The organism is Pantoea graminicola (assembly GCF_048452665.1).
Taxonomy (GTDB): Bacteria; Pseudomonadota; Gammaproteobacteria; order Enterobacterales; family Enterobacteriaceae; genus Pantoea.
In genome coordinates this window covers 56,013-67,926 of the sequence record NZ_JBLWSJ010000010.1, presented here as the reverse complement: position 1 = coordinate 67,926, position 11,914 = coordinate 56,013, and the positions used below count along the sequence as shown (strand labels likewise).

12 protein-coding genes are annotated in these 11,914 nt (G+C 57.4%); 10 read left to right on the top strand and 2 right to left on the bottom strand.

The features are described from left to right. Positions 1–196: 196 nt before the first annotated feature. A complete protein-coding gene (locus ACNY69_RS19450; RefSeq protein WP_233498944.1) occupies positions 197–610 on the bottom strand; it encodes a PACE efflux transporter in 414 nt (137 codons plus the stop codon). Positions 611–1,366: 756 nt separating this feature from the next. Between ACNY69_RS19450 and ACNY69_RS19445 the strand changes: the two genes are divergently transcribed. From ACNY69_RS19445 to ACNY69_RS19435, 3 genes are all read left to right on the top strand, one after another. Beyond that, positions 1,367–1,903, top strand: coding sequence for a tetratricopeptide repeat protein (locus ACNY69_RS19445; protein ID WP_111138291.1), 537 nt, complete (start codon positions 1,367–1,369; stop codon positions 1,901–1,903). An 87-nt stretch (positions 1,904–1,990) separates the two neighbouring features. Then, positions 1,991–2,440, top strand: coding sequence for a sigma-70 family RNA polymerase sigma factor (locus tag ACNY69_RS19440; protein WP_233498939.1), 450 nt, complete (start codon positions 1,991–1,993; stop codon positions 2,438–2,440). After that, a complete protein-coding gene (locus tag ACNY69_RS19435; protein ID WP_111138293.1) occupies positions 2,437–3,216 on the top strand; it encodes an anti-sigma factor family protein in 780 nt (259 codons plus the stop codon). Before ACNY69_RS19440 ends, ACNY69_RS19435 begins: the two co-directional genes overlap by 4 nt. 13 nt (positions 3,217–3,229) lie before the next feature. On the opposite strand, the gene ACNY69_RS19430 is transcribed toward ACNY69_RS19435, so the two are convergent. Beyond that, on the bottom strand, positions 3,230–3,811 hold the full coding sequence (locus ACNY69_RS19430) for a YceI family protein (RefSeq protein ID WP_418799730.1): 582 nt from the start codon (positions 3,809–3,811) through the stop codon (positions 3,230–3,232). Between the two features lie 695 nt (positions 3,812–4,506). On the opposite strand from ACNY69_RS19430, the gene arnB reads away from it, so the two are divergent. The 7 genes from arnB to arnF are packed head-to-tail and all read left to right on the top strand — an operon-like array spanning position 4,507 to position 11,855. Beyond that, complete coding sequence (arnB, locus tag ACNY69_RS19425) at positions 4,507–5,643, top strand: UDP-4-amino-4-deoxy-L-arabinose aminotransferase (protein ID WP_418799659.1); 1,137 nt, start codon at positions 4,507–4,509, stop codon at positions 5,641–5,643. 1 nt (position 5,644) lies between these two features. Beyond that, positions 5,645–6,628, top strand: a complete 984-nt coding sequence (gene arnC, locus ACNY69_RS19420) for an undecaprenyl-phosphate 4-deoxy-4-formamido-L-arabinose transferase (protein WP_111138295.1) — start codon at positions 5,645–5,647, stop codon at positions 6,626–6,628. Continuing rightward, complete coding sequence (gene arnA / locus ACNY69_RS19415; RefSeq protein ID WP_367396390.1) at positions 6,625–8,604, top strand: bifunctional UDP-4-amino-4-deoxy-L-arabinose formyltransferase/UDP-glucuronic acid oxidase ArnA; 1,980 nt, start codon at positions 6,625–6,627, stop codon at positions 8,602–8,604. Before arnC ends, arnA begins: the two co-directional genes overlap by 4 nt. Beyond that, a complete protein-coding gene (gene arnD, locus ACNY69_RS19410; protein ID WP_111138297.1) occupies positions 8,604–9,506 on the top strand; it encodes a 4-deoxy-4-formamido-L-arabinose-phosphoundecaprenol deformylase in 903 nt (300 codons plus the stop codon). The genes arnA and arnD overlap by 1 nt, the downstream gene beginning before the upstream one ends. Beyond that, the gene (arnT, locus tag ACNY69_RS19405; protein WP_418799655.1) at positions 9,506–11,173 is read left to right on the top strand and encodes a lipid IV(A) 4-amino-4-deoxy-L-arabinosyltransferase; all 1,668 of its coding nucleotides are present in this window, start codon (positions 9,506–9,508) and stop codon (positions 11,171–11,173) included. Before arnD ends, arnT begins: the two co-directional genes overlap by 1 nt. Next, complete coding sequence (gene arnE / locus ACNY69_RS19400) at positions 11,173–11,493, top strand: 4-amino-4-deoxy-L-arabinose-phosphoundecaprenol flippase subunit ArnE (RefSeq protein ID WP_367396402.1); 321 nt, start codon at positions 11,173–11,175, stop codon at positions 11,491–11,493. Before arnT ends, arnE begins: the two co-directional genes overlap by 1 nt. Then, positions 11,490–11,855, top strand: a complete 366-nt coding sequence (gene arnF, locus ACNY69_RS19395; RefSeq protein ID WP_111138300.1) for a 4-amino-4-deoxy-L-arabinose-phosphoundecaprenol flippase subunit ArnF — start codon at positions 11,490–11,492, stop codon at positions 11,853–11,855. Before arnE ends, arnF begins: the two co-directional genes overlap by 4 nt. Positions 11,856–11,914: the final 59 nt, after the last annotated feature.

Here is an 11,914-nt window from a genome sequence, read left to right as displayed (position 1 = left end):
CTAAGCTGACTCGCGGTAATATCTAAACCATCAGAAAATAATGTGACTCCTGACAGCCGATATTTCTGTTCACTCTCACCATTAAGGCATCAGATGTCTGTGATTGCCTTTTAGATCTCAATGAAACGATCAGATGGAAGAGTGTGAATTCATATTTACTCATCGAAGCTAAGCGTAATTCGCAGGCCTGAAGCGGCTAGCTTCTGCTGCGCGCAGCACGACCATAGTCCCATAACAGAGTAAACAGCCACGTATAAACCAGAAAAAAGATCACAAGGCCACATTCCAGTTTCAGCGCAGCGAGCAGCGAAATATCCAGCCACCATGCGGCAAAGGGGATTAACACCCATAGCAGCCCCGCCTCAAACAAAACGGCATGCAGGCAGCGTATCCAGCCGTTTTTTTTAAATCCGACTCGCAACTGAACGCTGTCAAACATCAGGTTGAACAGATAGTTCCATCCCATCGCCAGCGTAGATGAGGCCAGGGTTAATAGTGCTGACTGTGCAGGCGCAGCCGAGGCCCAGATCATCAGAATAATAAAAACCAGAATATTAGCGACGACTTCAAAAATAACCGCGTACAGCACTCTTTCCGTTCGGGTACGCACCGGCAATGACTCGTATTCCAAATCAGACTCTCAAAAATCAGTCAGGTTCTGCGACGGATGCCCGGCGTTGCAGAATAACCCGGTGGTCACATGACGCTGTACAGACACCCCGAATACCGTTGTTTCAAAACGGTGAGAATGTAGCATCGCCTTTTCTGAATGTGAAAGGCCGGGGGGGATCGCCCTTAAAATCGCGATTCTGATTAGTATTTATCAACTTTTATAGCCGCCAATTTTTAATGACGGAGTAATCTTTCGTCGTCCGGGCAATCACAACGCCATGTTCCTGGTCGGCTGATTTATCGGTAATCGGCACGGCAGGCAAACGTCGCTTCAGGCATCTGCACGTCTTTGTCCTCTCATATTCAGAAAAATAATAACAGGCTGCACTTACGGTGAAACTTTAAAATATTAATGGGACTGCATATAGATTTATATTTTGAAATTTACAAATAATTTAGTTTTAAATGTTGAATGAGCGGTGTCAGGGCGCTGTATAACGACACGCTGAACGGCGCTCAGCCTGCGGCAGGGACGGATACGTCAGCCCTGAGGTCGTTGAACTGAAGCGGTTTCTCACGCATGGCCTTCTGCCAGAAGAAGGGCAATTGCAGTCGGGCCAGGCAGGCTGAAAAAAATAGTGCTGTTTTTATCGAATAGAAATCGCTGCTGAGCTGTTTACTACAGAGTGCTGCAACCGCGCACGGTATCCGGCAGGCGTCAGCGTCTGCCCCACAGCCCCGATGAGGATAAATGATGACAACGCGCTCTGGTATTTCTCTGTTTGCTGTCCCGGCACTGTTACTGATGCTGCACGCGCCGCTGAGCATGGCGATGGGCGATAACGACAGCGAGAAAAAAACGCCCGATTGCCCTAAAGGCCAGGTCTATGACAGTCAGACTAAAAGCTGCGTGCCCGAAAAGACCAGCAGGCTGAGTGACAGCGATAAAACGCGCTACGCGTATCATCTGGCGAAAAAGGGTGAGTATCAGGCGGCGCTGAACCTGCTGGATACGCTGAAAAATCCCGATACCCGTGAAGCGTGGAACTATCGTGGCTATGCCACCCGTAAGCTGGGGCGCACGGATGAAGGAATAGGCTATTATCAGCGCGCAATTGCACTCGATCCCCGTTACGCTAAGGTGCGTGAATATCTGGGTGAAGCCTGGCTGATCAAAGGGCGTCCGGATCTGGCGCGCGAGCAGCTGAAAACGATTGCCGGCATCTGTGGCACAGAGTGCGAGGAGTATCGCGATCTGCAGGCCGCCATTCAGGGCCATCCTGAGGTCTGATCCGGCAGGGAGGAGCGTAAAATCACTCACAGCGACATCCGTCACCATCTCGCAGAGCACCTGACCCGGCTCTGGCGTTACGGCTATGTGCTGTCACACGATCGTGACCTGGCAGAAGAGCTGGTGCAGTCAACCTGCGTACGCGCGCTGGAACGCAGCGCGCAGTTCACGCCAGGCACCCGCATGGATCGATGGCTCTTCTCAATCCTTCACTCCATCTGGATCAGCGATCTGCGGGCGCGAAAGGTCCGCCAGGGGCAGGGATTTGCCGACCCCGATGTACTGCTGGCCAGTGACACCCACGCTCTCAGCGATGATAACCGCCAGTTCAGGCGCATTATGCAGCAGGTTAACACCTTACCGGAGGCGCAGCGTAATGCGCTGTTTCTGGTTTACGTTGAAGGACTGACCTATCAGGAGGCGGCAGAAACGCTCTGCGTCCCGATTGGCACCATTATGAGCCGTCTGGCCGCCGCCCGGGCCACACTGGCCAGGCAGCCGTCGATCGCGCCCGCACCGCTGGAGAAACGGCGATGAGCAGAGAAACGTTTACGCCACCCTGGCGCGATGAAGCCATTGTCGCCTGGCTGGATGGTGAGATGACGCCGCAGGAAGCCGGACAGTTTGAACAGGCACTGGCTGGTGATCCCGAACTGATCCGGCGGGTTGAGCAGTTCCGGCAAAGCAGCCTCGACTTCGGGCAGGCATTTGCCCCGCTGCTGGAGCAGGCGCCACAGGCCAGAATGGCCGAACGACTGGCGGCCATCATGCCACCGGCACCTGCCAGAACCTATAGCCGCCGCGCCCTGATTGCCGCTTCACTGAGTTTTCTGCTGGTGGGCAGCGGCATCGGTCTGCTGGCCAGACCGGGCGAAGAGAGGGAAGATGAAAGCCAGAATATCCGCGATCTGGAAGCGCGCTATATGTCGCTTTACAGTGCTGAAACGCTGGCCGATCTGCCGGATGATGGCGCCCTGTTGCAGAAGGGGCTGGACCGGACCCGGCTCGATTTAGGCTTACAGCTGCACCCGCAGCAGCTGCGCCTGCCGGGGGCTGAACTGAAAATGGTCAGGATCCTGCGCTATGAACGGACATCAATCGCGCAGATCGCCTGGCTGCACGCGGATTACGGCCCGATGGCGCTCTGTATCTCACCGGCCCCGCATGGCCGGGAGGCGATTGCGCGTGAACAGCGGCATGGAATGGCGCTGGCCTGGTGGAACCGGAATGGCTTCCAGTATGTGCTGATTGGCCGCAATCCGGCTCACCAGCTGGCGGCCATCGCTACCACCCTGCAGGCTGCGCTCGCCTAGTCTGGCTGCGCCTTCAGCGGAGCGGGGCGTTTACCTGCGCGGCAATCGCCAGCGCAATGTTCACCCGGTCATCGACCACCCCGACCAGCCGATCTACCCGGAACGCGGTGCGGGAGATCGCGGTCGATGCGTGCAGAGCCAGTGCGCGTAAAGCCGGATCGATCGCCTCACCGCTGTCGAGCGAGGCGAGCATCATCACCGGCCGGCTGACATCTTTCACCGTCAGCACGCCAAAAATCCGGTACTGACCGCCACCCAGCGCGACGACGCGGCTGCTGACGAAGTGAATCTGCGGATAGTGCTCCGCATCAAAAAACAGATCGCTCTTCAGCTGCCAGGTGAGCAGGCTGTTAGACGCCACCAGCGTGCCGACCGGAATACTCACTTCGACATGGTTATCACGGTCGTCATCCGGATTGAGTATCACGGTTCCGGTTACACCCTGCAGCCTGGCCTGCGAAAAATCGTGACCGAAAGCACGCCAGGAAAGACCAATGGTTGTTTTATCCGGAATAATGGCATAGGTCCTCGGTGCGGCATAAATCACCGGGCTTAACAGGGCAAGCAGAGCGCATAAACAGGCGGCACGTATCATCACTATTTTCTCTTTTTCTGGCAGACCCAACGTTAACGCCTGACTCCGCGATTCTATTCAATTTTTTAGCACTGTTTTTACGTTGCGGGTACATTTTACTGGAAAGATATTAACTGAGAGACATCTCATTTCACCAGAAAATGACGATGCATGTGAGGTCATAAAAAGAATAATCGTAAATATTAAGATTATATTAAGACGTTCGTATTAAAGGGGGGCTTTCGGGCACACACGATGCTGCTGCTTTCCGGCGCTCATGTTGCGACTCACCGGCACAGACAGGCGTATAAAAATCAGTGACCTGAAACACGGTATCGGGTGCGGTCTTTTTCGTCTGCCACCTTTCCGGCGGCTGTTACCGGTAAAATCTGCTGATTTATAAACACATTATCAATAAAACAAAAAGAGTGGTGATAAGCGGGATTATCTGCAATCTGTGAGTGAACTTTTTCGAAAATCCCTGATGTACTTCCCATTGATTTTATTGTTATACACGCTATCCATTTAATGTTCAGTTAACTTTCGTGCGGTAGTTTGTATTAGCAGTTCGGTAACCTCAATTCCATAACGGGGATGTATGAGTTTGATAACACAATTGCCGGGCGTAAATAAACCGCTATTTGAATCCTTTTTCCGGCGTTGTGCCTGATTAAAACGCGCGACAGTTTATAGGTTTGATCTGCAGGAGTTTTAGCATGGATTTTTTGCCCTTTTCCCGCCCTTCGTTCGGTGATGAAGAGCTGGCTGCGGTTAAGGCCGTATTTGAGTCGGGATGGATTACCACCGGAGCAAAATGCGCCGAACTGGAGCAGGCTTTTGTTCTGCTGACCGGCAATCAGCACGCCATTGCGGTGAGCTCTGCCACGGCGGGGATGCATGTCACACTGATGGCCATGGGAATCGGGCCGGGCGATGAAGTGATCACCCCCTCCATGACCTGGGTCTCTACCCTGAACCTGATTACGCTACTCGGCGCCACACCGGTTATGATTGATGTCGATCCTGACAACCTGATGGTGACGCCGGAACAGATTGCACAGGCAATTACCCCCCGGACGCGCGCCATTATTCCGGTGCATTATGCCGGTGCCCCCGCCGATCTCGACCCGATTTATGCGCTGGCTGAACAGCATGGCATCGCCATTATTGAGGATGCCGCCCACGCCGTGGGCACCACCTATCATGGCCAGCCGATAGGCTATCGCGGCACGGCGATATTCTCTTTTCACGCCATCAAAAACATCACCTGCGCAGAAGGCGGCCTAGTGGTGACGGATAACGCCGCGCTCGCCGATCGCATTCGCAGTCTGAAATTTCATGGCCTGGCGGTCGATGCCTTCGATCGCCAGACTCAGGGACGGCTGCCGCAGGCGGAAGTGATGATGCCGGGCTTCAAATACAATCTGCCGGATATCAGCGCGGCGATCGCGCTGGTGCAGCTGCAGAAACTGCCGGGCTTTATCGCCCGCCGTCGCGAGATTGCGGAACGCTATCTGGCTGCGCTGCGCACGCTGCCGTTTACGCCGCTGTCACTGCCCGACTGGCCCCATGAGCATGCGTGGCATCTGTTTATTATCCGGGCAGATGAACAGCGTTGCGGCCTGTCACGCGATGCGCTGATGCAGGCGCTGAAAGCGCGAAACATCGGCAGCGGTCTGCATTTCCGTGCCGCTCATACCCATAAATATTACCGCAACCACTATCCGGATCTGTCGCTGCCCGCCAGTGAACGCAACAGTCAGCAGATGTGTTCGATCCCGCTGTTCCCGTCCATGACGGATCAGGATGTTGAGCGTGTGATTCAGGCTCTGCATGACATTGCCGGAGCCTGAGATGCGCGATATTCAACCTATTAATATGCTTTCCGTGGTGATCCCGGTCTACAACGAAGAAGAGAGTCTGCCGGAGCTGTTACAGCGCACCGGCGCCGCCTGCGACACCCTCGACCTGGCGTATGAAATTCTGCTGGTGGATGACGGCAGCAGCGACCGTTCAGCCGAACTGATCGAACAGGCTGCCACTGTACCCGATAGCCGGATAAAGGGCGTGCTGCTTAACCGTAACTACGGTCAGCACTCCGCCATCATGGCCGGATTCAGCCAGGTTCGCGGCGATCTGATCATTACGCTCGATGCCGACCTGCAGAATCCGCCGGAAGAGATCCCGCGTCTGGTCGAGGCCGCCTGTCAGGGGTATGACGTGGTGGGCACTGTCCGGCAGCAGCGCCAGGACACCTGGTTCCGTCGTAAGGCCTCGCGCACGCTCAACCGGTTAATTCAGCGCGTGACCGGCAAAGCGATGGGTGATTACGGCTGCATGCTGCGCGCCTATCGCCGCCACATCGTCGATGCGATGCTGAACTGCCATGAACGCAGCACCTTCATCCCGATTCTGGCCAACACTTTCGCCCGTCACACGATTGAGCTGCCGGTGATCCATGCCGAGCGCGCCTTTGGTGACTCGAAATACAGTTTTATGCGGCTCATCAACCTGATGTACGACCTGGTGACCTGCCTGACCACCACGCCGCTGCGATTGCTCAGCGTGGTCGGCAGCCTGATCGCCCTCTCCGGTTTCGCTTTCTCGCTGGTGCTGCTCGTCCTGCGACTCTTCTTTGGTGCGGCGTGGGCGGGGGATGGTGTCTTCGTCCTGTTCGCTGTGCTGTTCATGTTTATCGGCGCCCAGTTTGTGGGTATGGGACTGCTCGGAGAGTACATCGGGCGCATTTATAACGATGTTCGCGCGCGTCCGCGCTATTTCGTTCAACGCATTGTTCAGGCTCCTGAAGAGCCTTCAGTACAGGATACTCAATCATGAAGACCCTCGTTTTCGCCTATCACGACATGGGCTGTGTCGGCATCAATGCACTGCTGAAAGCAGGCTACGAGATCACCGCCATTTTTACGCACAACGATGTGGCGACCGAAAATCCGTTCTTCGGCTCGGTAGCGCGTCTGGCGGCAGAGCACGGCATTCCGGTCTACGCACCGGACGAGGCAAATCATCCGATCTGGCTCGACCGCATCCGCACGATGGCGCCAGAGATGATCTTCTCCTTTTACTATCGCAATCTGCTGAGCGATGAGATCCTGCAATGTGCTGAAAAAGGGGCCTTTAACCTGCACGGCTCGCTGCTGCCGAAATACCGTGGCCGCGCTCCGCTGAACTGGGCGCTGGTGAACGGCGAGCGCGAAACGGGCGTGACGCTGCATCGCATGGTGAAGCGTGCCGATGCCGGGAATATTCTGGCTCAGCAGAAGGTTGACATTGCGGAGCAGGACAACGCGCTGACGCTGCACCGTAAACTGACCCAGGCTGCGGAGCAGTTGCTGGACGACGTGCTGCCTCGCCTGCGTCAGGGAGACGTCGCAGAGTGGGCGCAGGATGAGAGCCAGGCGACCCGCGTGGGCCGTCGTACGGCAGAAGATGGCCGTATCGACTGGAATCAGCCCGCCGAAGCCATCCACAATCTGGTCAGAGCGGTCACCGATCCCTGGCCTGGCGCGTTCGCCTTTGCCGGTTCGGTCAAATTTATCGTCTGGAAGAGCCAGGTTCATCCTCAGCAGCATCAGGCGAAGCCTGGCACGGTGATCTCTAAACAGCCGTTCCTGATCGCCTGTGGTGAGGGCGCGCTTGAAATCCTGACCGGGCAGTCTGAGCATGGCGTGTACATGAACGGCAGCCAGCTGGCGCAGAGCCTAGGCATGGTGCCGGGCGCGCTGCTCTATTCCAAACCGCAATCCGTTCTGCAGCGTCGTACCCGTGTTCTGATCCTGGGCGTCAACGGCTTTATCGGCAACCATCTTACAGAGCGACTGCTGCAGGATGAGCATTTTGAGGTCTACGGGCTGGATATCAGCTCCGACGCCATCAGCCGCTTCCTCGATCACCCGCGCTTCCACTTTGTGGAAGGGGATATCGCGATCCACTCAGAATGGATTGAGTATCACATCAAAAAATGTGACGTCATTCTGCCGCTGGTGGCGATCGCCACGCCGATCGAATACACCCGTAATCCGCTGCGCGTCTTTGAGCTCGACTTCGAAGAGAACCTGAAAATCATCCGCGACTGTGTGAAGTACCAGAAGCGTATCATTTTCCCGTCCACCTCTGAGGTGTACGGCATGTGTACGGACGACAGCTTCGATGAGGACACCTCTAACCTGGTGGTGGGGCCGATTAACAAGCAGCGCTGGATCTATTCGGTTTCCAAACAGCTGCTGGACCGCGTCATCTGGGCCTACGGCGAAAAAGAGGGGCTGCGTTTTACCCTGTTCCGTCCTTTCAACTGGATGGGGCCGCGTCTGGACAACCTCAATGCGGCGCGCATCGGCAGTTCCCGCGCGATTACGCAGCTGATCCTGAACCTGGTGGAAGGCTCACCCATCAAGCTGATTGATGGCGGCAAACAGAAGCGCTGCTTCACCGATATCCGGGATGGCGTGGAAGCGCTGTTCCGCATCATCGAAAACAAGCAGCAGAACTGTGACGGACAGATCATCAACATCGGTAATCCGGACAACGAAGCCAGTATCAAAGAGCTGGCCGAGCAGCTTCTGTCGAGCTTCGAGCGTCATCCGCTGCGCAGTCAGTTCCCGCCGTTTGCCGGTTTCCGCGAAGTGGAGAGCAGCAGCTACTACGGCAAAGGCTACCAGGATGTGGAGCACCGTAAACCGGCTATCCGCAACGCCCGCCGCTTACTCGGCTGGACGCCAACCGTCACGATGGATGTCACGATCGACAATACGCTGGACTTCTTCCTGCGTACCATTGAGCAACAGGCTGACAAGTGATGAAAAAGATTGGTCTGCGGATTGACGTAGATACCTGGCGCGGCACGCAGCAGGGTGTGCCGACGCTGCTGGCGCTGTTTCAGCGTCATGCGGTGCGGGCCAGCTTTTTCTTCAGCGTCGGGCCGGACAACATGGGCCGCCATCTCTGGCGGCTGATCAAACCGGCTTTCCTCATCAAGATGCTGCGCTCCCGCGCAGCATCGCTCTATGGCTGGGACATTCTGCTCGCCGGAACGGCCTGGCCAGGCAAGCAGATGGGACGCGGCCTGCGGCATATCATTCAGGATACCGCCCGCTATCACGAGATGGGGCTGCACGCCTGGGACCATTTTGCCTGGCAGACGTGGGCGGGTGTCTGGCCGCAGGATAAGCTGGTTGAGCAGATCGCGCGTGGAACGGAGACGCTGAGTGAGATCCTGGGCCATCCGGTCAGCTGCTCGGCGGTGGCCGGCTGGCGCGCCGATGGCCGGGTGCTCGCGGCCAAGCAGGATTTCTGCTTCCACTATAACAGCGACTGTCGCGGCACCGGCCCCTTCCGGCCCCTGCTGCCGGACGGACAGATCGGCACTGTTCAGATCCCGGTGACGCTGCCGACATGGGATGAAGTGGTTGGCCGCGAGGTCAGCGCAGAAGGCTACAACGACTATATTCTGGCGAAGATGCTGGCTGCGGATGAGGGGGCGGTTTACACCATCCATGCTGAAGTGGAAGGCATTATCGGCGCCCCGGACTTTGACCGGCTGCTGACGGCGGCGGCCCGCCACGGCATTCAGTTCTGCCCGTTAAGCGAGCTGCTGCCCGCCGATCTGAACACCCTGCCGCTGGGCCGGGTTGTCAGAGGAGAAATCGCCGGCCGGGAAGGGTGGCTGGGTTGTCAGAAACTCACTGAAGAGGCGAACTAGTGCGGATACGTAACAACACGACGTGGTTACTTTTTTTCAGCTTTTTTATCCTTTATTACCTGCTCCCGCCGATGTTCCGCGATCTCTGGCAGCCCGATGAGACCCGCTATGCGGAGATCAGCCGGGAGATGCTGGCAAGCGGAAACTGGATCACGCCACACTTCTTCGGCCTGCGTTACTTCGAAAAACCGGTGGCCGGTTACTGGATCAACTCGCTGGGACAATGGCTGTTTGGCCATAACAATTTTGGTGTGCGGGCGGGATCGATCGTCTCCACGACGGTCACCGCGCTACTGATTTACTGGCTCGGCAGGCGGCTGTTTGGTTCTGCACGCACCGCCGTAGTCGGCAGCGTGATATTCCTCAGTTCGCTGCTGGTCTACGGTGTCGGCACTTATGCGGTGCTTGATCCCATGCTGATGCTCTGGCTGGCAGCGGCGATGTGCAGCTTCTGGCTGGCGACGGAGGCCAGCGGCCGCGCCCGGCGCGCGGGGGGGTATCTGCTGCTGGGCCTCGCCTGCGGCATGGGCTTTATGACCAAAGGTTTTCTGGCGCTGGTGGTGCCGGTTCTGGCGATTCTGCCCTGGACAATCTGGCGGCAGCGGCTGCGGGAACTCTTCTGCTATGGTCCGCTGGCGCTGCTCTCGGCAGCGGCGATCAGCGCTCCCTGGGCGCTGGCTATCCATCATCAGGCACCCGATTTCTGGCACTACTTCTTCTGGGTGGAGCATATTCAGCGCTTTGCAGAGGAGAATGCGCAGCATAAAGCGCCTTTCTGGTATTACCTGCCGATTCTGCTGCTCGGCACGCTGCCGTGGCTGGCCCTGCTGCCTGGTGCGTTAATGATCGGCTGGCGTCAGCGTCAGCAGCACCCTGGCGCGCTCTATCTGCTGAGCTGGACGGTGATGCCGCTGCTCTTCTTCAGCGTGGCAAAAGGCAAGCTGCCGACCTATATCCTGCCCTGTTTTGTGCCGCTGTCGCTGCTGATGGCGCACTATGGTCTGAACACGGCACAACGGGCAGGACGGGCATTAACCGTCAACGGCTGGATTAACCTGATTTTTGGCATTCTGACCGTGGCGACGGTCCTGCTGGTGCTGGCCCCCTGGAGTCTGACACATCATCCGCTGTTCGACCCGCAGGAGAAACTCAAGCTGGGACTGGCGGCACTGGCGTTTCTGGTCTGGGGCGCGGCGGGCGCGTACAGCTGCCGATCTTCCCGGCACCGCTGGCTGGCGTCGGCGCTTTGCCCGCTGGGTGTGGCGCTGTTAATCGGCTCTGCTATCCCGGCAAAAATCCGCGACGCTAAGCAACCGCAGAGCTTTGTCTCAGCTATGAGTGATCGCCTGGCGGCCAGCCGCTTTATCCTCGCGGATAACCCCGGTGTGGCCTCAGCCGCAGCGTGGCATCTGCACCGCAGCGATATCGGTTTCTATGACGCCAGAGGCGAGCTGGAATATGGGCTGAGCTATCCTGATGCGCAATCCCGCTTCGTTTCTGCGGCGGACTTCAGCCACTGGCTGGACGAGCATCGCCGTCTGGGCAGCGTGTCACTGCTGCTGCTGGTCGATTCAGTTCACAGCGATATCGGCGAGGAGGTCCCGGTGCCGGATGCGGTGTATCGTCAGGGCAGGCTGGTTGGCCTCTACTATAGCCAGATGAAATGATGCTGCTGCTGATTGTGCTGGTCAGCCTGCTCAGTTGCAGCGCCCAGCTCTGCCAGAAGCAGGCGACCCATATGCTGTCACGCCAGGGGCGCTTAAGCTGGATTGCCCTCAGCGTGCTGCTGTTAGGTGTTGCCATGCTTCTCTGGCTGCGGGTGCTGCAGCAGGTGCCGGTCAGCCAGGCCTATCCGATGCTGAGCCTCAATTTCATTTTCGTCGCGCTGGCCGGACGCTTTATCTGGCGCGAGCGGCTGACGCTGCGCCAGATCGCGGGCACGTTGCTGGTGGTTACCGGAGTGGCACTGATGGCGAGTCAGCTATGAAAGGGTATGGATGGGTGGCCTGTAGCGTGTTGCTGGTTTCCGCCGCGCAGTTAATGATGCGCTGGGCGATGCCGCGGCTGCCCGATGTCAGCAGCCTCCTGTCGCTGCCTGCGGTGGCTATCCTGCCCGCCCTGATGCTGCTGGCCGGGCTGGGGGCTTATGGTGTCTCGATGCTCTGCTGGATCCGGGCGCTGCACTTTTTCCCCCTCAACCGGGTCTATCCGCTGCTGAGTCTCAGCTACGTACTGGTGTGGCTGGTGGCTGTCAGCCTGCCGGTGTTTCAGGAGGCTTTCAGCTGGCAGAGTCTGGCCGGTGTGGTGATGATTGTCGCTGGCCTGCTCTGCATCGTAATTAAACCCTGACGGAGGACGGGTTAATATTTTCGCACTGTTTTCACTTTCTGTTATCGTTTCCGATCGGT

What these genes read in the sequence shown, in the direction of transcription:
- ACNY69_RS19430 (WP_418799730.1), bottom strand. Translation starts at nt 3,811, where the DNA reads ATGATACGTGCCGCCTGTTTATGCGCTCTGCTTGCCCTGTTAAGCCCG.
- arnF (WP_111138300.1), top strand. Translation starts at nt 11,490, where the DNA reads ATGAAAGGGTATGGATGGGTGGCCTGTAGCGTGTTGCTGGTTTCCGCC.
- arnE (WP_367396402.1), top strand. Translation starts at nt 11,173, where the DNA reads ATGCTGCTGCTGATTGTGCTGGTCAGCCTGCTCAGTTGCAGCGCCCAG.
- arnD (WP_111138297.1), top strand. Translation starts at nt 8,604, where the DNA reads ATGAAAAAGATTGGTCTGCGGATTGACGTAGATACCTGGCGCGGCACG.
- arnC (WP_111138295.1), top strand. Translation starts at nt 5,645, where the DNA reads ATGCGCGATATTCAACCTATTAATATGCTTTCCGTGGTGATCCCGGTC.
- arnA (WP_367396390.1), top strand. Translation starts at nt 6,625, where the DNA reads ATGAAGACCCTCGTTTTCGCCTATCACGACATGGGCTGTGTCGGCATC.
- arnB (WP_418799659.1), top strand. Translation starts at nt 4,507, where the DNA reads ATGGATTTTTTGCCCTTTTCCCGCCCTTCGTTCGGTGATGAAGAGCTG.
- ACNY69_RS19445 (WP_111138291.1), top strand. Translation starts at nt 1,367, where the DNA reads ATGACAACGCGCTCTGGTATTTCTCTGTTTGCTGTCCCGGCACTGTTA.
- ACNY69_RS19435 (WP_111138293.1), top strand. Translation starts at nt 2,437, where the DNA reads ATGAGCAGAGAAACGTTTACGCCACCCTGGCGCGATGAAGCCATTGTC.